Here is a 22,642-nt window from a genome sequence, read left to right on the forward strand (position 1 = left end):
TAAAATTTTATAAAATAAACAATGGATACAGCAGTTACAGCGAAGAAAAAATGGTGGGCCGGAGGTTATTCTCCTTTTAATGTGAACTATGGCAAGTTGATGATGTGGTACTTCCTGATATCAGATGCGTTCACTTTCGGCGCATTGTTGATTTCATATGGTACCATCCGGTTTTCCAGCACATCCTGGCCTGATCCGAATGAGGTATTTAGGTCTTTCCCAGGTATGGGACATGCAAACCTCCCGCTGATGTTTGTGAGCTTGATGACCTTCATCCTCATCATGAGTTCTGTAACAATGGTACTGGCTGTACACGCTGGTCACCACAGAGATAAAAAAGCAGTTGCTAAATGGATGATCTTCACCATCATTGGTGGTATCGCCTTCCTTAGCTGCCAAGCTTGGGAGTGGACACACCTGTATCATGAAGGTGCTTGGTGGGGCCGCAACCCATTCGTTAACGTAGATGGTACCGCAGCTACTACTAACTTTACCAACTTCTTCTTCACCATCACCGGTTTCCACGGTCTGCACGTAACTTCTGGTGTGATCATCAACATCATCATCCTGATCAACGTACTGAAAGGTACTTACGAACACAGAGGTCACTATGAAATGGTTGAAAAAGTAGGTCTGTACTGGCACTTTGTAGATCTGGTTTGGGTATTCGTATTCACCTGCTTCTACCTGCTCTAATAGTAGCGCCTTTACAAGGTTTATTGATTAACTGGAATCTGATTATAGAATTATTTTAATAGAAAATAGAAATGGAACATACACAGTCTGCTGAAGTGCTTGAACCGGTTCACCACGATTCGTCTACCAGTGTTATCTGGCAAACGTTCTGGATTCTGCTGGCTATTACGGTTGGTGAAGTAGGTCTGGCTTTCTTACACCTGGAATATGGTTTTATGCCAAGAATGTTCTTGAACGGTATCTTCATCATCCTGACACTCTTCAAAGCATTTTATATCGTTGCTCGTTTCATGCACCTGGGTTCTGAAATCAGAAACCTGATAATGACCGTCCTCATGCCGCTGCTGCTGTTTGTATGGTTCATTATTGCGTTCCTCTACGAAGGTCACTCCTGGAAAAATCTGAGAAAAGATCTCGCTCCAGGTACTAAAGTAGAAGCTCCTAAAGTGCCAAACGCTGAACACGAGCCTCACCACTAATTAATTGACTTTTTAAATTATAGGATCATCTCACGCAGGGCTTTATTAGGAGTAATGTTGGCGATTTTGGTGCCATTGGCGGGTTATCTAATTGTAGATCACTACGGTAAAGATGCTGTACCTATCCCACGCTATTACAGTCCCGAAAGAGTAGATACTGTTGTGAATAACGGGAAAGTCTCTTATGATACGGTTTACCATACCATAAGAGACTTCCAGATGACCAACCAACTTGGTGAAAAGGTCAGCCTGAAGAACATGGAAGGTAAGATCCTAGTCGTTGACTTCTTCTTCACTTCCTGCCCAAGCATCTGCCCTACCCTCACCAAGAATCTTAGAATGCTGCAAAGCGCATACACTAAAAATGATACGCTCCTGCAGATTCTTTCCTTCTCTGTAGATCCTGTTAGGGATACCGTAGACAAACTGCGTAAATACGCATACGACTATAAAGTAAATCCCGATAACTGGTGGCTGCTGACCGGTGATAAAAAAGAAATTTACGATCTCGCCAGACACGAATTCTTCGTTTCTGTTACAGAAGGAGATGGCGGTCCGGATGATTTCGTACACACCGAGAAGATTGTGCTCATCGATAAAAACAGGCATATCCGCGGATACTACAACGGTCTCGATTCAAATGATATCAAAAGATTGGCGACCGATGTATCCATCCTCAATCTGGCTAAAGAAAAGAAAAGACCTTCTTTCGCCAAATTCCTGAAGGGACTGTTCTCCGGAAAATAATATTACTCTTATATGTAAGGTGAATAGAGAAAGGTTGTTCACCTTTCTTTGTTCACCTTTCACTTTGTAGAAATATCATGGATCTGAAAAATAAGAATCTTAATGTCCCGATAACAATTATCTCAATTGTTATCCCTGTATTGGTAGCCATCCTCTTTTATATGCCTAAACCAGAGCTTCATCCTGGTTTTGATATCAGAATTTTGCCGCTGTTTCATGCGATTCTGAATTCGGCTACTGCAGTACTGTTGGTTGCGAGTCTCTACTTCATTAAAAACGGTCAACAAAAGGCCCATAAAACGGCTAATTTGATCGCTGTAGTACTCTCCGTGATCTTCTTGCTCTCTTATGTTACTTATCACGCGTTGGCGCCTGAAACGCGCTTCGGAGATATTAACCATGATGGTATCGTGGATGCTGCTGAAAAAGCTGCGGTAGGTGGTATCAGATATGTATACTATTTCCTATTGCTGACGCATATCGTATTGGCTGCGATCATTGTGCCATTCGTATTGTTTACGCTGCTGCGTGCATTCCAGCATAATTTTGAAAAGCATAAGAAGATTGCCAGAATCACTTGGCCAATCTGGCTCTATGTAGCTGTTACCGGGGTTATCGTATATATCATGATCTCTCCGTATTACCACTAACTTATCTATTTGTAAAATAATCTGTTAAGCAGGCCTCACCAGGTCTGCTTTTTTTATTGGGAGACCGCCAGTTCTCGAACCTATTTCTTTACTCAAAATTTCGCTCGGAAGTCTTAATTTTACAGGACCAAATGAATGACAGATGAAGAAACTGTGTTATATAACTTTGATAGGATGGATGCTTACAATCAGCAATCAGTTGATGGCACAGTGTTCCCTGTGTACCAAAACGGCACAGCAACTCGGTGAAGGCCCTGCTAAAGGTCTCAACAACGGTATCCTGATGCTGGCACTTACTCCTCTTGCCATTATAGGATTTCTCGCTTTCCGCTGGTGGAAAAGCAATCAAGAAGCTTAAAATAAAGAATATACGGCAGGAGAAGCTCCTGCCGTAACTGTTTTCTGATTGGTTTTTTGCCTGTAATTAGGCTTCTTCCACTCTCAGTTCAAAAGCTGGACAATCTACCCGCAGATCCGCAGGTTTCAGCGTTGCTTTCATTGTACTGCAATAATGACCTTTCTTTAAGGTATAGGCCTGGCAATTGAAACACATGTGTTGTGTGGTGGTCACCTCTTGCTGATTCAACTGATAAATCAACTGCATCAGTTGTTCCAGTAATGCTCCTTGCTCTTTCACCGGCAGCAGCTCTACGCTGTCTTGCAACGGTTGTGCAAATCGCTCTACCTTTTTTGCTACTGCTTTCCCTTCTTTCACCAGTTGTAAACTGTGACTACGCGTGTCAGTCAAGCTGGCCTTTCTAACAAGATACTTCTTCTGCTCCAGTGATTTTACTGCATCACTGATAGTAGCTTTCGTCATGTTAAAATAGGAAGCCAGCGAAGTTACTGTTCGCTTTTCCTCCGGGTAGTGCAGTAAATAGGTAAGAACCTGAATCTGAATCGGACTCAAACCATACTGTGTGGCCTCTTGCCAGAGAAGCACTCTAAACGCTTCTGATAAACGCTCCAAAGCGGCTACGACTTTGCTCGATGTATTGTCGGCCTGTTGCTCGGGGCTGAATGTGGATACTTTCCCCATGATAAATTCGTGCTGTCCTTAATAGTTGACGGGGCAAGGTACAATAATAAAGCATGGGTGTAAATAGCATATTAGTGACATGCCAATATTCGTGACAGCTTGATAAGTATTTTTCTTACACTATGGAGTAGGTGCAGAAGGATACGCCCAAAGGGCCAGACTCAATGTAACCGCTTTAAACCAAGCAGCTCCGATTTTCCCTACCAGCGCGGGTTCCAGACTACTGATAGCTATTGCTTCTGTCCCAAATCGTATGACAGGATATCCCATTATTGTTAAATACCGCAATAATTCGGGTTGTAAGGAATGCAATGCAATGGAATTTTCATCTGTCTGCCGCTCTACTTCTTGCCAATTCTGGCTACCCGGGCGGTTACAGAGCTGTTGCAACCAGGCACTAAAGTGTGAGTTCCGGAACGCGGCTTCACTACTTACATCGAAAAAAGATGATAAATAACCATCCGATCGAATATAGTCGTACCAACGCTGTAAAATCACCCTATGGGATGATTTTAGTACTGGAGCAGCAATATGCAAGAGTTTTTCATCTTCCTGCGTAAATAATAACATTCTCTTTAATAATACCAATTCCTGTAAGCTAATTGCCGGAACAGCGGGTCTGTTTTGTTCCGAATGCAGGTCCGAATGGTCCATGATCGTCTAAGTTTTGGGCTCTCGTTTGCTTAAGAATTACAATATATGATAAGGCTTCCTAACGGGGAAAATTTTCACAATGTATTAACAAGAAAATAGACACATATTAAAATCATTTGAGATTCTGCATAGAACAATATAGCTTTGATTTATACGTATAAATCCATGAAGAACGGCTTCTATTCCCTGAATGCATATCGTACTCCTGTTGTTCCGCCCGAATGGCTTCGCCCAAAGGAGGAAACAAATAATACCCAAGCGCCTCCATTAATCAGGCTAAGCTTGGTAGCGGTCTTATCTGCTATTTTGGGAATGAGCCTCGCTTGGGGAATAAGTTATTGCATACCCGTGCTGGCCAACCTCCTCTTCCTGGGACGTGTCGCCACCACCTTCCCAGACCTAGATAACAGTGGATTGGGTATCTTCCTGATCATTATCCCCGTGGTAGGTGCTGCCAGTTGGCTACTTGCCCGAAAAAAGATCAATGCGGCCTCCCCTATCGGATTATCCGTTGCGGCTGCAACCGGTGCTCCTGTTGGTATGGATGGTATTATCTCATTGGGAAATATCACTATAGTAAAATACCTGGCGCAAATTTTCAAATTAACTGCGACTGAAGGGGAAATATTGGCGATTTCAGGAATAGCGGGCGCTTTTACCTGGTGTTTTGGGGCGCCTGTGGCGGCATTGCTACTGACCATTGAATTATTCTTGTCTGAGCTCACAGCGGTAACACTCATTCCTTTGATACTCGCTATTGGCGTGGCTACTATAGCACAGCTATTTTTGAACCCGTTCAGCTATGATTTTACCGTGTCTAACAGTAATGAATATACGCTAATATGGTTATACGCTATTACTGGTGTTGTCACAGGATTACTAGCTGCGATGTATCGTAAATTATACCTTTGGCTGAATAATCGCTTCCGCCAAACTAATGGTACACGTGTGTGGTGGTTCCTGTTATGTGCAGCTATCGCTGGTGTGGCGATATATGTTTATCCGGAGACAGCCGGTCCGGGTAACAATTTCCTCCTACCCTTACTGCATGGTACTGTTACCTTTCGGGTAATTCTTGTGATGGGAGTTATTAGGTTACTGGTAAGTGTGGTGTATAATGGCGGCCTCAATACAGGAACTACTATCACCAATACATTATTGATAGGCGCTGGATGGGGAATGCTCATCGGTTTTATCTTCCAGCTATGTTTTCCAAAGTTGCATGTCAGTCCTTCTATGGTGGCATTGGTAGGCATGCTGGCGATGTTTACGGCCAGTACCAGGGCCATTATTACAGCGCTCATACTAGCTGTTGAAATCAGCAGAGATATACGGGTATTACCCTTTGTGATAGCCGCTTGTTTTACTGCCTATGCAGTAACTTATCTGCTATCTGCGAAAAAAGTTAAACAGTTGGAAATCGCTGCTAGATAGGATTTCCAACTGTAGTATATTATTCTCCGCCACCTACAAATTTGAGTCCTGCAATGGAGGCAATCAATGTTACCAAGAAAAATATTCTCCAGAGTACAGCAGGTTCTTTAAAAAAGATCATACCTGCAATTGCAGTTCCAGCAGCGCCGATGCCCGTCCATACAGCGTAGGAGGTACCTATTGGTAGCCCGCCATTAATCGCTTTATTCAGGAAAAAGAAGCTGAGTGATATACAAACGAAAAAACTCACAGAAGGCCAGAGCTTTGTAAAGTTTTCCGAGAACTTCAATGATACAGTAAACCCGACCTCAAACAGTCCTCCAATGAATAGGAATAACCAAGCCATAATAAAACCAGATTTTAATTAATGAAAATATCAATACAGAAATAAAAAGAGAAAGGAATGGGCATAGAACGCCCGTCAGCCTAAGATTAGAGGCCGTAGTTGAATACCGCGTAAGCGATTAATATGCCGAAACGAATGGTTCGCATGGCGCAAAGGTAAGCATTTTTTTATACCTCGGGTATTTACAGTATTCTGCGCAAGGCTTCCCTCCTGCTCAATGCCGCCAAGAGATGGGCATCTGCAAATTTTTGTACCGCTTGCGGATTCACTTTTGAATACTCCCGCAAAGCCCAGCCTATGGCCTTTTGAATGAAGAATTCTTTGGAGTCTATATGTTCCAATATATATCGGAACAATACTTTTTCATCTGTATCTTTCTTCCAGCCGTTTTGATAGATAATAGCACTGCGTTGCAACCACATATCTGCATCATTTACCCAACTGTCGGTAATGGCAGGTCGTAATGCCGGAAACTTTCGGAACCATGGCCCAGCAAGCCCACTCACCGTATTATCTACCGTATCCCACCATGATTTGGTGCATATCATGAATTCAAATAATCCAATATGCTCCTCCTGGAATTGTTTATGCATCGCTTGCATAATATCCATCGCTGCATATTGATATTCTCTTTCTGGTAATTCCCATAATTCACGGACCATTTCCGACATTTCTGATATCGGCGGAACGCCATGCTGTGCTTTAATGGCACGCTGTATGCGTCTTCTAAGCGGCGCTTTAAGACCAAAGTACTCAAACTGATCCCGCATGTATTTTTTCATGCCTGCAGCTTCTTGCTTGTTGGCCGCATTCTTGAATGCAGTGGTGATCAGTTGGATATATTCCATGATATTAGCTTTTGGAGCGTATATAACGGTAAAGGTTAAACGAAGAATCTGATAGATGTGAGGATATTTCCTGTTGCAATTCTTTCTTGCTGATATCCTTCATACGTCTGTGTTGAATCAGTTGCCAGGCTTTTTCTGCCAGCAATAAGGCATGGCGCTGCTGATAGTGTTGTACTTGTTGATGATGAGCGCCGATGGCTGTTGTCAGCTCCTCTACACCGGTGAATTGCGTAGCTACCGTTTTTATAACGGGTATCTCCCATCCCTCCCGTTGACGCGTATGCGCAAGTATGCGCAGGTTACGCACAAATTCATCTGCATTCGCACGATCTGATTTATTCACCACAAAGATGTCTGCAATCTCCATTAGACCGGCTTTCATCGTCTGAATTTCATCGCCCGCTTCTGGTACTACCACTACAATAGTAGTATCTGCAATACCTGCAATTTCTACTTCACTTTGTCCTACACCTACTGTTTCTATGAATACGTAATCGAAGCCCCCTGCTTTAATGAGGTCTGTCACTTCAATGATCTTCGGACTGAGGCCGCCCAATGCACCACGACTAGCCATCGAACGAATGAATACATTCGGATTATTGAAATGCTGACTCATACGGATTCTATCGCCCAGTAAAGCCCCGAAATTAAACGGAGAGGAAGGATCCACCGCAATGATGGCCACTTTTTTCTGCAGCAATAACAGGTGTTGTATCAGGGCATTAACCAGGGTACTTTTCCCGGCCCCTGGAGGGCCGGTAATTCCAATGACTTTTGTATGATTGGATGCAGGTAAATTTTCCAGCAGTGATTCATAACCGGTGGCCTCATTTTCAACGAGTGAAATACATCTTGCCAGCGACTTTATATCGCCCTGTAATAGTCCGGATAGATACTGCTGATACATTTGAATAGTAACTGATTTGACTACAAAAATAGGGAGTATACTGTTCTAATCAATCAGTAAACGGTAAATGCTCAGATACTCTTTCGCTGCCTTCTCCCAGCTAAAGCTGTCGGCATGTTTGATGATTGCTTCCGGGTTGCCGTTGGTGTGGAAATCGGACAGCCCATTTTCAAATACAGTTTGCATGGCCTTTGGGTCGAATGAATCGAAGTAATAAGCATACTTGCCTCCTATTTCCGGCAAACTGGTATGTGTGGAAAGGAACACTGGTTTCCCGAAATGCATCGCTTCAATAACAGGAATACCAAATCCTTCTGCGATAGATGGAAAAGCAAACGTAGTACAGTTTTTTAGGTACCAATATTTATCTTCATCGCGTACTGGTCCAAGAATTTTTACGCGGTCTGTAACGCCATATAGCTGCGCTTCTTGCTTGATTTTTTCTGCATAAGCTTCATTGATATTTCCTGCAATCAGCAGTTCCATATCATTGTTGGCCAACAAGCAAGGAAGTACGTGAAAATTCTTTTTAGGCAATATTGTCCCGATGGTGAAAATGAACTGTTTTGTAGGTTTATAATTGGGCTGATCAAATCCAGGAAATTCCGACACATTCGCGCCGTTATAAATAACCCGAATTGGTTTGCCATTTGTGTTCAGATGTTTTTCCACATCCTGTTTCACGTATTCTGAAATGGTGGTAATAAAAGCACTTGAATCAATAGCATCTTGCACACACTTCAACATCTTCTGACGTTTTGCCGGTGTTTTGTTTTCGTACAGAAAATTTAGGTCGTGAATGGTCAGTATGCGACTCGTGTTTTTGTTAGCAGGTGCATACGCAGAGCTCTGATAGGCCGTATGCCATATATCGTAAGGCTTACGATATGGCATATAGACTTTATGCCAGGATTTTTGCTCCAGGTATTTGGCGCCAGGGCCGAAGTCTGGTTGCTGCTTAGCCGGTACAAAAAAAGTTAATTCTTCTGATGGTAATAGTTGTGCGAGCATGGCTTTCCCGAGTTGTAAACAGTAAGTATACAGACCGGTATTAGGATATTTCATTCTTTCGCAGTCAAAGACGTAGCGTGTCATTGTGTAATAGTTGTAGCGCTATATGTTTTCTGAAATAAATTTTACTCGCATTGCTGTTGGCAGTGGATTTCTCCTGGATTGGAGTCCCTGGTTGCCCGGTTTTTCCCTGCAAAGGTTCATTATTTCCCTGATCTTTAGCCAGGGTCTGCAGTTCAAATATTGTTATCATGCCTTGCTCCGCAACCTATCGGTCCCTGTTCTTTCGGCTCAAGTGTATCCCTGATGAAGTGGATGATATCATGTGCCAAATGCCAATAGAAAGGATGGCATCTCCCAGTTTTACAGCGATTAGTATATAAAAACTTTTACAATATAAACAGATATTGGCAATCAATTATATAAATTCCCTATAGTTATGTGAAATATGCCGGACCTGCGGCCTAAATATTCTCTATATTTTATAACTTGTTGCTATGACGAACTTTATTCCCATATTTCCGCTAGGGGCTGTAGCTTATCCGGGTGAACAATTGAACCTACATATTTTTGAACCCAGATTTAAGCAACTGGTAGCAGAGTGTGTGGCCGAGGGGAAGTTATTCGGAATTCCAGCGGTAGTAGACAAGAATATCATGGAATATGGCACCCTGGTGAAGATAGAAAAGGTGGAAAAACTCTATGATAATGGAGAAATGGACGTTATTACCAGGGGAGACAGCGTGTTCCGGGTACTGGAACTCATCCATCAAATTCCGGAAAAGCTGTATTCTGGGGCTATCGTAAGTTACCCAGTCAATAATATGACCGTCAATAATAAGTTACTGGAAGAAGTCATTCATGGGATTCGAGAATTGCATTCCATTCTCCAGGTACATAAATCTTTCAAAAAACCAGAAAATGAACTCCTCTCCTACGACCTTGCACATCATGCAGGTCTTTCATTATCAGAGGAATACGAAATGTTGCATTTGTTCTATGAGGTACAGCGACTAGAATACCTAAAACGGCATTTGCATAAAGTAATTCCTATGATGGCCGAGATGGAGCGCTTGAAAGAAAGGGTAAAACTCAATGGTCATTTCCGAAATTTATCGGCCGGCGACTTGTGATGTTTTTTTTCAAGATGATGATCTGATAAGGATTTGGGAAGATAAAATTGCCAACTTTAACGAGGTTTTAACAGGCCGTATTTTGGTTTTTTTTGCTTCACGCCTTAAAAATTAGATATTTGCAGACCCAGAATTTTTCTGATAAACGGGTTTAAAAACAATTCTGTAACTCAATGCATCGGACAAAAGTCAGCATTCTTTGTTTCTTCGGATCATTCCTTTTGATAGCAAATAATGCATTAGCACAGGACAATTCACCATATTCCCGTTACGGATTGGGTGATTTGAATAACAACCAGAATATTGTCAACCGTGGTATGGGGGGCGTTTCACAAGCGTATAATGATCCGCAGTCTGTGAATTTCATCAACCCTGCCAGTTATTCCAATTTACTATTAACATCCTTTGATATTGCTGTTGAAGGTGGTGCCCGTAGTATTCGCGACGGTGGCAGCTCCTTCAGTTCTGGCTTTGGTACCCTCTCTTATTTGCAGTTGGGTGTACCTATCAAAAAGAAATGGGGTCTGAATATTGGTCTCCGTCCTGTAACGAGGGTTTCCTATAATATTCAACAACCCGTTAACCAGACTTTCTTCGATACCCTGAAACTGCCCCTGCAGAACAGATACGAAGGAAGTGGTGGCCTTTACCAGATATATGCTGGTACAGGTGTTGGTATTGGTGCATTTAGCATTGGGGTAAATGTGGGTTATCTGTTCGGTAATCTCCAGAATACTACTTCAATTGTTTACCCAAGCCCTAATATCTTCGCTTCCCGTCATATGAACAGAATTAGCTACAGCAGCTTTTTCTATAAGGTGGGTGTCCAGTACAAAGCGAAGCTCAGTAAAGATATGGACCTGACCTTTGGTGCTACGGGAAGTGCCTCTCAGAGCATGAATGCCAAACAGGTGGCCTTGTCTGAAACTACCATGTACGATGCTACCAATAACGATTTCACCAATGTGGATACTGTAAAATATGTACAGGGTGAAAGAGGAAAAGTAATTTATCCAGGTGAGTTTGGTGGTGGTATTCTCCTCCGTAAACTGGATAAATGGCAAGTAGGTGCAGATTTCACCACTACCAACTGGGGATCTGATTATAAATCTTACGGTGTAAAAGATACCGCTGTTCAGAATTCCTGGAAAGCCTCTATTGGTGGCCAGTTTGTTCCAAATCTCACTGCACTCAGCGGTTATTGGAACCGAGTTGCTTACCGATTGGGAGCTTATTACGGACGTGATTATGTTCATCTGAATAATGTCAGCATGCCGATTATGGGCTTTACCCTCGGTGCTGGTCTGCCTGTACGTCGTATGGCTTACAGTAATCAGTACAGTATGCTGAACCTGGCTTTTGAAGTTGCTCACCGTGGTAACTCTCAAAGCATTATCCAGGAAAACGTTTACCGGATGTCTATTGGCTTTACCCTCAGCGACAGATGGTTTATCAAGCGTAAATACGATTAACAGCTTCCAAACTGTTATCCACATAATTGAACAGAAATGCAGTATATGTTTAGGGAGATAAAATCTTTTTATCTTCGCCTGGCATTCACTGCATTTCTTTTTTAGTATACCATGATAAGAAGGATTATTATATTTTTCCTGATAGCCATTTATGCCAGCAGTTGTGAAAACGATATGCAGGCGGTGATGGCATTTGATTCCAAAAAGGCTGCTGTTGAAAATGGAACGGATATCGTTACCATATTCAGCCAGAACGGACGGGTAAGCGCCAAATTAACCGCTCCTGAGATGGAAAGAAGCCTCGACAGACCGAACTATGTCGAGTTTAAAAAGGGACTGAAAGTCCTCATGTACGATACCACCCTCCAACTCACTACCACCCTCACCGCCAAACACGGTAAATACATGGAGGAAGAAGGATATGTATATCTTACAGATTCTGTGGTGCTTATTACCAATAAAGGAGAGCGATTGGATGGTAACGAATTGAATTACGATCCTCATCGGCATATATTCTATTCTACTAAGGAAGTATTTATCAATACGCCTACCTCCCAATTACACGGTTGGGGTTTGGAGGCGAATGAGGATTTCTCTGTGAAGAAAATTTTGAAGGTAAGTGGTCCCATTACGATGGAAGACAGTACCTCCATGGCAGAGGATACCACGGTGCATGCCGTTCCTTCTGCTACCGCAACACCGCAGCCGTTGCCACCGATAAAGCCCGCAGCACCAACAGCGCCAGCGGTCACCACTCCTTCACCGGTACCAACCGGTATGCAGAGCGCTCCTCCTGCGCCTGCTCCTGTGCTGCCAGCAAATATGCAGCGTCAGAAAATAAAGCCGCTGAAAGATAGCACCAACAAGTAATTAGCTAAATGGCATAAACGAAAGAATCCCACCTCTGCAGGTGGGATTCTTTCGCTTTAACCTATTTTTTAACCTAAAATTTGATTATTATTTGGCAATAACTATGCCAGTATATCATTTTTTTAATATTTATTTGAGAATTCTCATTTTAAAAAAATAATACGTGTTCCTTCGTAATATTCTAAATCTGACTGGATTTTATTATATTCGATTTATTGCAATCAATAACAACGGAACTATGGATTTGATCAACTGGCAGGATTTTGAAAAAGTAGAGATGAGAGTAGGTACCATTCTGGAAGCAAACGACTTTCCAGGAGCCCGTAACCCAGCTTACCAATTAGTAATTGATTTCGGACCCGAAATAGGTATCCGTAAATCCAGCGCCCAGATCACCGTTCTCTATGACAAAGAAGCACTAATCGGTAAACAGGTGATCGCCGTTGTGAACTTTCCACGTAAACAGATTGCCACCTTCATGTCCGAGTGCCTGGTATTGGGTGCTGTGGGCCCAAACAAATCTGTTACACTCCTCCAACCCGGCCTTCCCGTAGAAAACGGTTTAAGAATAGGATAAAATTATAATACCAACTAATCAAGTGCGTAGAGTATATTGATTATGATGTTTATATAGATATAAACATTTGTAAATTCTTTTTTCCTATAATATTATATTTTTTATAATACGAATAGATATTTACCATATCCTGATGTTTACGAACTAAATTCTAACGTTCACGGAAATGGGAAACCATGAGCAAATTTCGCGATATATCTTTGTTCTAGGTTTTTCATAGGATATGGTTAAAATTATTACAAGGGCGGTATTCTTACCACCCTTTTTTTATTCCCTTTCCAGCCATATTAGCACTTGTCTTCCTATAATTCATTGATTATTAATCTTCTATACAAATAAACATTATATTTAAATTATAATAAAGTGTTTTTCTGGGCTATACGTTTATTGTCGTTTTTTTGACGTTCCCCGGTTAAAATGCATCGTTCACAAAAATCACCTACGCCCATATGGAAAAAACGGCCATCTTTGGTGTAGGTTTTTCAATAAAGATATGGTTAAAATTTTTCGGGGCTGTAGTCTTGCAGCCCCGTTTCTATTTTAGGACTTTCTGATTTTTTCATAAAAAAAGCCCGAACCTTAGGTTCGGGCTTTTGCTTTTTAGCTTACGCTGTAATTATTTATTGAAGCCTGCTGGGAATGGTTTGTTCAACAGGTTATTGTAGATGAATCGGTAGGATTCGCTATTGGAATGTACATTTTTAGGTGCACCCCATCCATGACGCTCACCAGGGTACAGCATAAATTCGAAATGCTTGTTCTGGTTTTCCATCGCGTCAATCAACTGGATACAGTTCTGCATGTGTACGTTATCATCCATTGTACCGTGGGTGATACGGATAAGACCACGATATTTATTCACATATGGCATCACCGCAGTGATTTTATAGCCTTCTGGATTTTCTGCTGGGGTATCCATGTAGCGCTCTGTGTAATGGCTATCGTACAGGTGCCAGTCGGTAACCGCGAAATTAGCCATACCGTAATTGAAAACATCTGCACCATAAGTCAAGGCCATACAAGTCATGTAACCACCGAAGCTACCCCCCGTCATACATACTTTACCGGTATCCGTCCATGGTTGGGAACGCAGCCACAGGGTAGCATCCATATAATCTTCAATTTCATGGATACCAAGATTGCGGTGGATGTAATTCATACCAGTTTTACCCAGATGTCCGCTGGCGCGGTTATCAATGGCTACCTGAATTACACCTTCCTGTGCCCACCATTGTTGTACAGGGGTATATTTCCAGGTATCATATACGGTACCTGCATTCGGACCACCGTAAATGCTGATGAGAATAGGATATTTTTTACCCGGCTGCATATGCAGTGGCATGGTGATGGTCATTGGTAATTCCAGTCCATCGCGGGTTTTGTAATATTTCAGCTCTGTTTTGGCGACATTATATTTATCGAAATCAGCCCCTTTGCTGTCGCCAAGCTCGCGGATAACTTTACCATTGTTATCTACTAAGGCCATTTTAGAAGGAGTAGATAAGTTGCTGTAGGTGGTGATAAAGTATTTACCACCTGGCGCCATGCTGATAATATTGTTGTAGTTACCGGCAGTAAGGCGGGTTAAAGCACCTGTTTTCAGACTCACTTTGTACAGATCAAAGCGAGTGGAGGCTTCTTTACGGGCAGTGAAATAGATAACCTGGTTTTTCTGATCGATTTCCAGTACTTCTTTCACGGTCCAGTTGCCATTGGTCAACTGCTTTTTCAAAGAGCCGTCCATGTTATGCAGATATAACTGTGACCAGCCGGTTTTATCGCTCTGCAAGAGGAAGCCTTGTGTGCCGATAAAAGGTACGTCTACAAACCAATTAATCCATGTCTTCTGTTTCTCATCATATACTTCTTTCTTAGCGCCTGACTGTGGATTAATGCTGTAGATTTTCAGATTATCCTGGCTGCGTGGCATCCATTGAATCCAAAGGTTTTTGCTATCGGCAGTCCAGAATGGAGTACCAAAGTATTGGTCATCATTTTCGTTGAAGTCGGCCCATACCGTGTTTCCACCTTCTACAGGCACTACGCCCAATTTTACCGCAGGATTTGGATCGCCAGCTTTTGGATAACGGGTGTTTTCCAGATAACCATGCTGTCCTTTCTCGCTATAGATAGGGAATACAGGCACTTTGGTATCGTCGAAGTGCATGTAGGCGATGTTCTTACTGTCTGGACTCCACCAGAATGCGCGGTAGTGTGTAGGGCGACCAAGAATTTCCTCGTAATACACCCAAGATGCCCAGCCATTATAGATTACGTCTGTACCATCGTGGGTATAGCGGATTTCTTTTTTAGTGGTGATCTCTATACTATATAAATCATTATTACGTGTAAATGCGACATATTTCCCATCAGGAGATAATGTTGGATTTTTTTCTTCCTCAGGGGTGCTGGTCAGTTGAATTTCCTTGCCATCATTGCCTGTATAGAAGATATCCTTATTGTGGATATCCACATGCGGACCGCCAACTGGCGCCGTGTAAATAGTGGCATTGCCAGTACGTACATCAATGCTGTAGGCTTGTTTGTCGCGGATCTCTATGTAATGATCGGCATCCGCCCAGCCTCTTACTGCTGGCAGTGGAACAGTGATACCGGTAGTTTTTCCATTGAATGCCTGTTCAAAAGTAATGTCTTGCTTTTCCTGGGCTTTCAACTGTGGAACGGCGAGCCAAAGAAGGGCTGCGCCTGTAAGACAGGTTGGTTTTAATCCAAGTACAATTCTCATAATTAGTTAATATGTCTTTTGCCGTTTAGGTGCGTTGTTGGCACGGACGAAAATAAGCATTCAGGCACATAAGCCGGGTATAAAATTCCATGAGCGGAGGCCGTGGATACCGCTAAAAGGAGATTTTCCACCATCCATCCGGTTAAACGCTTCATGTGGAAAGAACTTCCAGAATTCGCAGTCACCTGACTTACTTTTATTTCGGTTTTCATAGGATATGGTCAAAAAGTAAGGGGCTGTAGTCTTACAGCCCTTTCCTATTGCCCTAAACTTCGTTTCCTTGTTCCTTCTGGATTATTGAATTAAATTTGCACTCCAATTGAATCACATGACACAATTATCAGAGCAAGAGATTATACGCCGGGAAAAATTGCAGGAGCTGCAGAAACTGGGCATAGACCCGTATCCAGCGGCCGAATATCCGGTAAATAATACTTCCGTAAACATTAAAACAAACTATTCGGAAGAAACCAAGGAGCAATTCCAGGACGTTTGCCTGGCAGGTAGAATCATGAGTGTGCGTGACATGGGTAAGGCGGCTTTTGTAGAATTACAGGACGCTGCTGGAAGAATCCAGTTATATGTACGCCGGGATGATATTTGCCCTGGAGAAGACAAGACCCTCTATGATGTTGTGTTCAAGAAGCTGGTTGACATTGGCGATTTCGTTGGTGTGAAAGGATATGCCTTTGTTACCAAAACCGGTGCAACTTCTGTTCACGTAAGTGAACTGGCTATTCTGGCAAAAGCACTGCGTCCATTACCGATTGTAAAGGAAAAAGAAGGCGAAACCTTCGATGCCGTTACCGATCCTGAATTCAAATACCGTCAACGTTACGCGGATCTGATCATCAACCCTGATGTGAAGAACGTTTTCATGAAACGTACTAAGATCATGCAAACGATCCGCGATTTCTATAATAACCTGGGATATCTGGAAGTGGAGACACCTATCCTCCAGCCAATTCCTGGTGGCGCAGCAGCGCGTCCGTTCATTACGCATCATAATGCGCTGGATATGCCGCTGTACCTGCGTATCGCGAATGAACTGTACCTGAAACGCCTCATCGTAGGTGGTTTTGAAGGGGTATACGAATTTGCAAAAGACTTCCGTAACGAAGGGATGGACCGTACCCATAACCCTGAATTCACCGTTATGGAAATGTACGCCGCTTACAAAGACTACGAATGGATGATGACCACCACCGAAACTCTCCTGGAAAAAGTAGCGATCGCATTACACGGTACTACACAGGTGCAAGTAGGTGAAAAAGTGATCGACTTCAAAGCGCCTTTCCGCCGTGTGACCATGTATGAAGCCATTAAGGAACATACCGGTTTCGATATCTCCGATATGGATGAAACACAACTGAGAGATGTGTGCAAACAACTGGAGATCCACGTAGATCCTAAAATTGGAAAAGGTAAACTGATCGATGAAATCTTTGGTGAAAAATGTGAAGGACACTACATCCAACCTACCTTCATCACTGATTATCCAGTAGAAATGAGCCCATTGACCAAAAAACATCGTAGCAAAGCCGGACTGGTAGAGCGTTTCGAGCTGATGGTGAACGGTAAAGAAATCGCCAACGCTTATAGCGAGCTGAATGATCCAATCGATCAACGCGAACGTTTCGAAGATCAGGTGAAACTGATGGAACGTGGTGATGACGAGGCCATGTATATCGATTATGATTTCCTCCGCGCACTGGAATATGGTATGCCGCCAACCTCTGGTATCGGTATCGGTATCGATAGACTGACCATGCTGATGACCAATCAGCCGTCTATCCAGGACGTACTGTTCTTCCCGCAGATGAAGCCGGAAAAAATGGATTAACATAAAATAACATAAATAAGAAAGCTGACTAGTAGTAACTGGTCAGCTTTTTGCTTTATAGGACCGGAACATTTTAGCGAATACTTCGTTAACTTAAGAAGTAACCTAAATAATGCCTTTATGAAAACAATTCTCGTTCCTACGGATTTTTCAGACATTGCTTTCAATGCAGCTACTTATGCAATTGACATGGCCCATGCAATGGGGGTTGAAAGAGTCGTGCTGTACCATGCCTACGAACTGATTGTACCCATCCCGGATGTGCCCACAGCAGTACCAATGGTAAATGCAGATGACTTGCGGGTATCCAGTTTAGAGGGATTGGATAAAATGAAAAAGGATTTGCAGCCAATGGCCGGCGATAAGGTAACATTGCTTTCCAGGGCCGATAATACCCTACTAGCCGCCACCATCAATGATGTATGTAAAGAAGAGGAAGTGGATTTGATCATTATGGGCATCACTGGCGGAAGTAAATTGGAAGAAATACTCGTAGGCTCCAATACCATCGATGTGGTGAAACACACTACTACGCCGGTTTTGATTATTCCAGCGGTAGCCAGGTTCAAGCCCATTGAAAAGATTGTATTTGCCTGCGATATGCGCCATGTAGTAGATACAACACCTGTAGGCCTGTTGAAAAAGCTGTTAAACACTTTTCACGCTGAGTTACATGTGATTAACATCGACCATGAAAGCAAGCATTTCACGCCAGATACACCTTTCGAGACACTGATGTTAGATACATTGCTGGAAGGGTATAACCCGATATATCATTTCCTGGATAATACAAATATCGTAGCGGGCATTGTAGACTTTGCAGAGGCCAATCATGCGGATCTGATATTAACTATACCTAAGAAGCATGGCCTTTTTGAGAGTATTTTCAAAAGAAGCAGCACGAGTAAGCTGGCCTTTAAAACACATGTTCCCTTGCTGACAATACACGAATAATTTTTATACATTTGATTCATTATTAGTAATCATCATAACTACTATGCTTAAACGATCACTGTTAGTACTGCTGGGCGTATTTTGCCTGCATACCAGTCAAGCTCAGCTTTTGAATAAACTGAAAAAGTTGAACCAGTCAAAAACCACGACTACAACTACTAATCCCCTTTCCAGTATTACTGAAACCGATGCTGCTTCCGCTATTAAAGAAGCGTTGGCAAACGGTGTGAGCGCTGGTATCCAGAAACTGAATAAAACAGATGGATTTTTTGGTAGTGAGCTATACAAAATGCTGCTGCCGGACGATGCGGTGAAAATCGGTAACACGCTGCGTCAGTTGGGTATGGGTAAACTGGTGGATAATGCTATCCTCCAGATCAACCGTTCCGCTGAAAAAGCAATGGGTTTTGCTGCGCCAATCTTTGTTGACGCTATCAAACAAATGACATTGACAGATGCATTGAACCTGGTAAAAGGTGGTAATACTTCTGCTACAGAGTATTTCAAAAGCAAGACTACAGACAAGCTGAAAGCAGCTTTTGCGCCAGTGATCAAAGGTTCCCTGGATAGCACTATGGCTACCAAATATTACGGTGATCTGATCACTTCTTATAACAAACTCCCGACTACCTTCAACAAGGTAAATCCAGATCTGCAGGACTTTGTGACTACCAGAGCGGTAAATGCACTGTTTGACCAGATTGGTAAGGAAGAAATGAATATCCGTGCTAATCCTGTAGCGCGTACTACGGATATCCTGAAGAAAGTATTCGGTGCGAAATAATTTCATCACCCGCTTTTCGTGCGGGAACACCAAAGCTTAAATCTACTGACAAAAAAATAAGGAAAAGGGGTGACGTCGCAGACGTCACCCCTTTTCCTTATTTTTTGATATTGTTACATGTTTCCAGAAAGCAGTACCTGCCACGCTTCTTGCACTTTCTCCGCAGCCAACAACTGCTGTGCATAGCGATGCAGTTCCTTCTCCATTTCATCCGGTGTAATGCTATAATACTGAATGATTTGCTTCAGGTGGTCATCATTGAACGCTGGATCTATAACCGGCATTTCATGTACATTCCCCAATTGCCCCAGGTTATTACCTGTAAGAATATTGCTGTTTCGGATAGATAACGGTAATGCATCTACGCCGATCCCTAATTTCATATTAGGTTTTGCTACTTCAAAAACAGCATCTCCGGAAGCACGGCAATAGAAATCGCCTCCCATACGGGCTACGAGATCTATTTTATGTGGGTCAATTTTTCCTCTTTCATTCAGGATGTTATCGTTGATATGGATCATTACGGGTTCACAGATAACCAGGTTACCGGCGCCTCCCTCCTGCCCTGTAGCAATTACTTCTCTCACGATGCACTCCATCTGTACCGGGCTTTCCTTTACCCTAAAGGGTTTTACCAATTCTGAAGGAAGCGCTGTAAAGCCGGCTTTCTCAAATTCATTGATGCCAGCAGGATATTCACAACTGGCTAAAGAAGTTTGTTGTACCATGGCGTAGTTGACCACGTTTATCACCACTTCTTTGTTGAGCAGAATATTTTCCAGTGTATGCTTCACCGTATTATCTCTTACGCGTCTGGCGGGAGAAAAGATAATGGTAGGTGGATTACTGCCAAAGATGTTGAAAAAGCTAAAAGGCGACAGGTTTGGGTTGCCGTCTTTATCTATGGTGCTGGCAAAGCAAATAGGCCGTGGCGCAATGGCCCCCAGCAGCAAGGCATGCAGCTCATTTGTTTTAATAGATGATGGAACTACCTGCATGACTATTGGGCTTTTTTCTTTAAGGCCAGAATGGAAAAGTCGCTGTCTTCTTGCACGATGGTATTTTTCAGCGTACCCAGACCGGCAATCTCCATTTCCACTACATCTCCTGGTTGCAGCCATTGTTCTTGGTAATCTGGGTTGTTCAGTTTACCGGTGCCGTTTAGTTCCAGGAAACATCCTGTACCTACAGTACCGCTACCGATGACATCTCCAGGAAGAATATTGGCGCCATAAGCGCAGCGTTCCAGTATTTCCGCGAATGTCCAGTCCATATCTCCCATATTACCTTCACTCACTTGGATGCCATTCACTTTACAAGTCATTTTCAGGTTATAGTTTTTGCCGGTATGACCTGGTTTGGCAGGGATGAGGAATGATTCCAGCTCGTCCGGAGTTACCAGCATAGGGCCAATAACAGTGCTGAAATCCTTACCCTTGGCTGGTCCCAGGTTGAGCTTCATTTCCTCCATTTGGAGGGTACGGGCACTCATATCATTCATAATCATAAAACCGCCAATGTATTCATCTGCTTCTTCCGCCGTGATATTACGACCTGCTTTACATACTACAATGGCTGCTTCCAGTTCGAAATCCAGTTTATTGAAATGATCCGGCATGCAGGATATTTCGCCAGGACCCTGGATAGCATTGTGATTGGTAAAATAGAAGATAGGATATTCATCAAATTCTGGAATCATATCCACCTTACGGTTACGTCTTGCGGCAGCTACGTGCTGACGGAATGCATACCCATCGCGGCAGGAAGTCGGGAATGGAACAGGTGCAAGGATTTGCACATTGTTATAAGGAATACCAAATGCGGAGCCTACTTTTTTACCAGCTTTCAGTTGTGCATCGGCATGTAATGCAATATCGATGACGTCTTCCCAAGCCATGAGAAACATCTGCATGCTATTGGGCAGATCCGGATGAAGATCCTGTGTGTTGTATAATAATCCATCCACCAAGATGGCCAACTGGTCAGTCTCTTCTCTTAAATACGTAACGAGTTTCATGATAATGTGGTAGTTCTGGTTGTACGATATGAATGGTCAAATATAAGAAAAGTCGCTATGGAGCTTTAGCCGCCGGAATATTTTTTATAAATTCAATGTAGGGGAAGAAATCGTGCGGCACGTCATTCATAATAGACCAAATCGTATATGCTTAACAGATTGTTGATGATCCTGTGTTTGATGCCATTTTTGCTGAAGGCGCAGGTCCGAACGGACAGCCTGCCGGAACAGTTAATCCGTCGGCATGCTAGTCCATTTTTAAAACATGTATTACAGTATCCAGACTCTTTTCGCTATCAACTGATCTATACACAGATCGACAGGGATGAAAACAACCAACCACATTTTAAAAACTATTATTTCAACGTTAGTGCGGATACCTATTTCAACCCAGCCAGTACGGTGAAGCTGCCGATTGCCCTGTTAGCATTGGAAAAGCTCAATGATCTGAAGGTCCAGGGCCTTAATCGGAATACCCCGATGTTGACAGACAGTACCTCTGAAGGACAAGTAACCGTGCATACAGATTCGAGTGCTGCCAACGGACTGCCTTCCATTGCGCATTACATCAAGGAAGTATTCTTGGTAAGTGATAATGATGCTTATAATCGTTTATACGAGTTCGTTGGTCAACAGCGGGTGAATGAGCGTTTATGGGAGATGGGATACCCTCAGACCCGCATTGTTCGCCGATTTATGCCGCTGAGTGAAGAGGGCAATCGGCATACGCCGGCTATACGTTTTGTAGAAAACGGGAAAACCATCTATTCCCAGCCACCAGCCTATAGCACACTTACCTTTGATTATAGTAAGCAAATAGGCATTGGGCAAGGATACCTGGATAAAGATGATCACCTCGTGCCACGTCCGATGGACTTCACCAAGCATAATAATTTTCCATTGGAAGATTTGCAGCAAGTACTACAGTCGGTGATTTTTCCAGGGTCTATGCCGGTATCGAAAAGATTTCGTCTCACGAAAGATGATTATAAATTTCTTTATCAATATATGTCGGAATACCCCTCTGAGTCCCGATATCCGAAATATGATACTGCAGAGTTCTTCAATAGCAACACTAAATTTTTCTTTTTTAAAGATGGCCATCGAAACATACCTGGCAACATACGTGTATTCAATAAAACGGGATGGTCTTACGGGTTTCTAACGGATGCTACCTATATCGTAGACTTTAAAAATAAGGTAGAGTTTTTACTAACGGGAACCATATACGTTAATAGTGATGGCATATTGAATGACAATAAGTATGAATATGAAGAAGTAGGATATCCATTTTTTCGTGAAATAGGTGAGACATTTTATCAATATGAATTGCAGCGGAAGCGAGTAAATACACCAGATTTGAATGACTTCAGAATAAATTATTCTCAGTAAATTTGCACGCATTTTTGAATGACCTATTCTGTCGGTATTCAGA

Annotated in this window: 23 protein-coding genes; 14 read left to right on the forward strand and 9 right to left on the reverse strand. The window is 42.7% G+C overall.

The features are described 5' to 3' along the window. The first annotated feature begins 21 nt into the window (after nt 1–21). The 5 genes from JO154_RS19980 (at nt 22) to JO154_RS20000 (ending at nt 2,930) form a co-directional block, all read left to right on the forward strand. The gene (locus JO154_RS19980; RefSeq protein WP_291948809.1) at nt 22–696 is read left to right on the forward strand and encodes a cytochrome c oxidase subunit 3; all 675 of its coding nucleotides are present in this window, start codon (nt 22–24) and stop codon (nt 694–696) included. A 71-nt stretch (nt 697–767) separates the two neighbouring features. Continuing rightward, nucleotides 768–1,175 carry a cytochrome C oxidase subunit IV family protein gene (locus tag JO154_RS19985; protein ID WP_291948811.1) on the forward strand — a complete coding sequence of 136 codons (408 nt, stop codon included), beginning with the start codon at nt 768–770 and terminating at the stop codon, nt 1,173–1,175. A 54-nt stretch (nt 1,176–1,229) separates the two neighbouring features. Next, nucleotides 1,230–1,922, forward strand: a complete 693-nt coding sequence (locus JO154_RS19990) for an SCO family protein (RefSeq protein ID WP_291948813.1) — start codon at nt 1,230–1,232, stop codon at nt 1,920–1,922. A gap of 161 nt (nt 1,923–2,083) precedes the next feature. Then, nucleotides 2,084–2,572: a DUF420 domain-containing protein gene (locus JO154_RS19995; protein ID WP_291948815.1), complete on the forward strand. Its 489-nt coding sequence runs from the start codon at nt 2,084–2,086 to the stop codon at nt 2,570–2,572. A 142-nt stretch (nt 2,573–2,714) separates the two neighbouring features. Continuing rightward, nucleotides 2,715–2,930: a hypothetical protein gene (locus JO154_RS20000; protein WP_291948816.1), complete on the forward strand. Its 216-nt coding sequence runs from the start codon at nt 2,715–2,717 to the stop codon at nt 2,928–2,930. 66 nt (nt 2,931–2,996) lie between these two features. Here the strand turns inward: JO154_RS20000 and JO154_RS20005 are convergent, their stop codons facing one another. Both JO154_RS20005 and JO154_RS20010 read right to left on the reverse strand, forming a co-directional pair. Beyond that, entirely contained in the window at nt 2,997–3,611 is a 615-nt protein-coding gene (locus JO154_RS20005; protein WP_291948819.1) for a MarR family winged helix-turn-helix transcriptional regulator, read from the reverse strand. 120 nt (nt 3,612–3,731) lie between these two features. Beyond that, a complete protein-coding gene (locus JO154_RS20010; protein WP_291948821.1) occupies nt 3,732–4,265 on the reverse strand; it encodes a protoglobin domain-containing protein in 534 nt (177 codons plus the stop codon). Between the two features lie 165 nt (nt 4,266–4,430). Here JO154_RS20010 and JO154_RS20015 point away from each other — a divergent pair, with 165 nt between their 5' ends. Continuing rightward, a complete protein-coding gene (locus tag JO154_RS20015; RefSeq protein ID WP_291948822.1) occupies nt 4,431–5,699 on the forward strand; it encodes a chloride channel protein in 1,269 nt (422 codons plus the stop codon). Between the two features lie 19 nt (nt 5,700–5,718). Here the strand turns inward: JO154_RS20015 and JO154_RS20020 are convergent, their stop codons facing one another. The 4 genes from JO154_RS20020 to JO154_RS20035 form a co-directional block, all read right to left on the reverse strand. Beyond that, nucleotides 5,719–6,045 (reverse strand): multidrug efflux SMR transporter, encoded by a 327-nt coding sequence (locus JO154_RS20020; RefSeq protein WP_291948824.1) that lies wholly within the window; start codon nt 6,043–6,045, stop codon nt 5,719–5,721. 182 nt (nt 6,046–6,227) lie between these two features. Beyond that, nucleotides 6,228–6,893, reverse strand: coding sequence for a DNA alkylation repair protein (locus JO154_RS20025; RefSeq protein WP_291948826.1), 666 nt, complete (start codon nt 6,891–6,893; stop codon nt 6,228–6,230). Nucleotides 6,894–6,897: 4 nt separating this feature from the next. Further along, the gene (meaB, locus tag JO154_RS20030) at nt 6,898–7,800 is read right to left on the reverse strand and encodes a methylmalonyl Co-A mutase-associated GTPase MeaB (RefSeq protein WP_291948828.1); all 903 of its coding nucleotides are present in this window, start codon (nt 7,798–7,800) and stop codon (nt 6,898–6,900) included. A 45-nt stretch (nt 7,801–7,845) separates the two neighbouring features. Next, complete coding sequence (locus tag JO154_RS20035; RefSeq protein ID WP_291948830.1) at nt 7,846–8,895, reverse strand: glycosyltransferase family 1 protein; 1,050 nt, start codon at nt 8,893–8,895, stop codon at nt 7,846–7,848. Nucleotides 8,896–9,308: 413 nt separating this feature from the next. Here JO154_RS20035 and JO154_RS20040 point away from each other — a divergent pair, with 413 nt between their 5' ends. The 4 genes from JO154_RS20040 (at nt 9,309) to JO154_RS20055 (ending at nt 12,863) form a co-directional block, all read left to right on the forward strand. Continuing rightward, a complete protein-coding gene (locus JO154_RS20040; protein WP_291948832.1) occupies nt 9,309–9,944 on the forward strand; it encodes an LON peptidase substrate-binding domain-containing protein in 636 nt (211 codons plus the stop codon). Between the two features lie 173 nt (nt 9,945–10,117). Next, nucleotides 10,118–11,416: a hypothetical protein gene (locus JO154_RS20045; RefSeq protein WP_291948834.1), complete on the forward strand. Its 1,299-nt coding sequence runs from the start codon at nt 10,118–10,120 to the stop codon at nt 11,414–11,416. 111 nt (nt 11,417–11,527) lie between these two features. Continuing rightward, nucleotides 11,528–12,286: an LPS export ABC transporter periplasmic protein LptC gene (gene lptC / locus JO154_RS20050; protein ID WP_291948835.1), complete on the forward strand. Its 759-nt coding sequence runs from the start codon at nt 11,528–11,530 to the stop codon at nt 12,284–12,286. 238 nt (nt 12,287–12,524) lie between these two features. Further along, nucleotides 12,525–12,863: a tRNA-binding protein gene (locus JO154_RS20055; protein ID WP_291948837.1), complete on the forward strand. Its 339-nt coding sequence runs from the start codon at nt 12,525–12,527 to the stop codon at nt 12,861–12,863. 616 nt (nt 12,864–13,479) lie between these two features. Here the strand turns inward: JO154_RS20055 and JO154_RS20060 are convergent. Beyond that, nucleotides 13,480–15,609: a S9 family peptidase gene (locus JO154_RS20060; RefSeq protein ID WP_291948839.1), complete on the reverse strand. Its 2,130-nt coding sequence runs from the start codon at nt 15,607–15,609 to the stop codon at nt 13,480–13,482. A 328-nt stretch (nt 15,610–15,937) separates the two neighbouring features. Between JO154_RS20060 and lysS the strand changes: the two genes are divergently transcribed. The 3 genes from lysS to JO154_RS20075 all read left to right on the forward strand — a co-directional run bounded on the left by lysS (nt 15,938) and on the right by JO154_RS20075 (nt 19,190). Then, complete coding sequence (lysS, locus tag JO154_RS20065) at nt 15,938–17,452, forward strand: lysine--tRNA ligase (RefSeq protein WP_291948841.1); 1,515 nt, start codon at nt 15,938–15,940, stop codon at nt 17,450–17,452. A gap of 120 nt (nt 17,453–17,572) precedes the next feature. Beyond that, the gene (locus JO154_RS20070) at nt 17,573–18,406 is read left to right on the forward strand and encodes a universal stress protein (protein WP_291948842.1); all 834 of its coding nucleotides are present in this window, start codon (nt 17,573–17,575) and stop codon (nt 18,404–18,406) included. Nucleotides 18,407–18,449: 43 nt separating this feature from the next. After that, nucleotides 18,450–19,190: a DUF4197 domain-containing protein gene (locus JO154_RS20075; protein ID WP_291948844.1), complete on the forward strand. Its 741-nt coding sequence runs from the start codon at nt 18,450–18,452 to the stop codon at nt 19,188–19,190. Nucleotides 19,191–19,303: 113 nt separating this feature from the next. Here JO154_RS20075 and JO154_RS20080 read toward each other — a convergent pair whose 3' ends face one another. Further along, a complete protein-coding gene (locus JO154_RS20080; protein ID WP_291948847.1) occupies nt 19,304–20,188 on the reverse strand; it encodes a flavin reductase family protein in 885 nt (294 codons plus the stop codon). 2 nt (nt 20,189–20,190) lie between these two features. Further along, nucleotides 20,191–21,207 carry a fumarylacetoacetate hydrolase family protein gene (locus JO154_RS20085; RefSeq protein WP_291948849.1) on the reverse strand — a complete coding sequence of 339 codons (1,017 nt, stop codon included), beginning with the start codon at nt 21,205–21,207 and terminating at the stop codon, nt 20,191–20,193. A gap of 147 nt (nt 21,208–21,354) precedes the next feature. Here JO154_RS20085 and JO154_RS20090 point away from each other — a divergent pair, with 147 nt between their 5' ends. Next, on the forward strand, nt 21,355–22,599 hold the full coding sequence (locus tag JO154_RS20090; RefSeq protein ID WP_291948851.1) for a serine hydrolase: 1,245 nt from the start codon (nt 21,355–21,357) through the stop codon (nt 22,597–22,599). Nucleotides 22,600–22,642: the final 43 nt, after the last annotated feature.

This window comes from Chitinophaga sp. (assembly GCF_019236475.1).
Classification (GTDB): domain Bacteria; phylum Bacteroidota; class Bacteroidia; order Chitinophagales; family Chitinophagaceae; genus Chitinophaga.

Coding starts and splice junctions, on each gene's coding strand:
- JO154_RS19980 (WP_291948809.1), top strand. CDS start 22: ATGGATACAGCAGTTACAGCGAAGAAAAAATGGTGGGCCGGAGGTTAT.
- JO154_RS19985 (WP_291948811.1), top strand. CDS start 768: ATGGAACATACACAGTCTGCTGAAGTGCTTGAACCGGTTCACCACGAT.
- JO154_RS19990 (WP_291948813.1), top strand. CDS start 1,230: ATGTTGGCGATTTTGGTGCCATTGGCGGGTTATCTAATTGTAGATCAC.
- JO154_RS19995 (WP_291948815.1), top strand. CDS start 2,084: ATGCCTAAACCAGAGCTTCATCCTGGTTTTGATATCAGAATTTTGCCG.
- JO154_RS20000 (WP_291948816.1), top strand. CDS start 2,715: ATGAAGAAACTGTGTTATATAACTTTGATAGGATGGATGCTTACAATC.
- JO154_RS20005 (WP_291948819.1), bottom strand. CDS start 3,611: ATGGGGAAAGTATCCACATTCAGCCCCGAGCAACAGGCCGACAATACA.
- JO154_RS20010 (WP_291948821.1), bottom strand. CDS start 4,265: ATGGACCATTCGGACCTGCATTCGGAACAAAACAGACCCGCTGTTCCG.
- JO154_RS20015 (WP_291948822.1), top strand. CDS start 4,431: ATGAAGAACGGCTTCTATTCCCTGAATGCATATCGTACTCCTGTTGTT.
- JO154_RS20020 (WP_291948824.1), bottom strand. CDS start 6,045: ATGGCTTGGTTATTCCTATTCATTGGAGGACTGTTTGAGGTCGGGTTT.
- JO154_RS20025 (WP_291948826.1), bottom strand. CDS start 6,893: ATGGAATATATCCAACTGATCACCACTGCATTCAAGAATGCGGCCAAC.
- meaB (WP_291948828.1), bottom strand. CDS start 7,800: ATGTATCAGCAGTATCTATCCGGACTATTACAGGGCGATATAAAGTCG.
- JO154_RS20035 (WP_291948830.1), bottom strand. CDS start 8,895: ATGACACGCTACGTCTTTGACTGCGAAAGAATGAAATATCCTAATACC.
- JO154_RS20040 (WP_291948832.1), top strand. CDS start 9,309: ATGACGAACTTTATTCCCATATTTCCGCTAGGGGCTGTAGCTTATCCG.
- JO154_RS20045 (WP_291948834.1), top strand. CDS start 10,118: ATGCATCGGACAAAAGTCAGCATTCTTTGTTTCTTCGGATCATTCCTT.
- lptC (WP_291948835.1), top strand. CDS start 11,528: ATGATAAGAAGGATTATTATATTTTTCCTGATAGCCATTTATGCCAGC.
- JO154_RS20055 (WP_291948837.1), top strand. CDS start 12,525: ATGGATTTGATCAACTGGCAGGATTTTGAAAAAGTAGAGATGAGAGTA.
- JO154_RS20060 (WP_291948839.1), bottom strand. CDS start 15,609: ATGAGAATTGTACTTGGATTAAAACCAACCTGTCTTACAGGCGCAGCC.
- lysS (WP_291948841.1), top strand. CDS start 15,938: ATGACACAATTATCAGAGCAAGAGATTATACGCCGGGAAAAATTGCAG.
- JO154_RS20070 (WP_291948842.1), top strand. CDS start 17,573: ATGAAAACAATTCTCGTTCCTACGGATTTTTCAGACATTGCTTTCAAT.
- JO154_RS20075 (WP_291948844.1), top strand. CDS start 18,450: ATGCTTAAACGATCACTGTTAGTACTGCTGGGCGTATTTTGCCTGCAT.
- JO154_RS20080 (WP_291948847.1), bottom strand. CDS start 20,188: ATGCAGGTAGTTCCATCATCTATTAAAACAAATGAGCTGCATGCCTTG.
- JO154_RS20085 (WP_291948849.1), bottom strand. CDS start 21,207: ATGAAACTCGTTACGTATTTAAGAGAAGAGACTGACCAGTTGGCCATC.
- JO154_RS20090 (WP_291948851.1), top strand. CDS start 21,355: ATGCTTAACAGATTGTTGATGATCCTGTGTTTGATGCCATTTTTGCTG.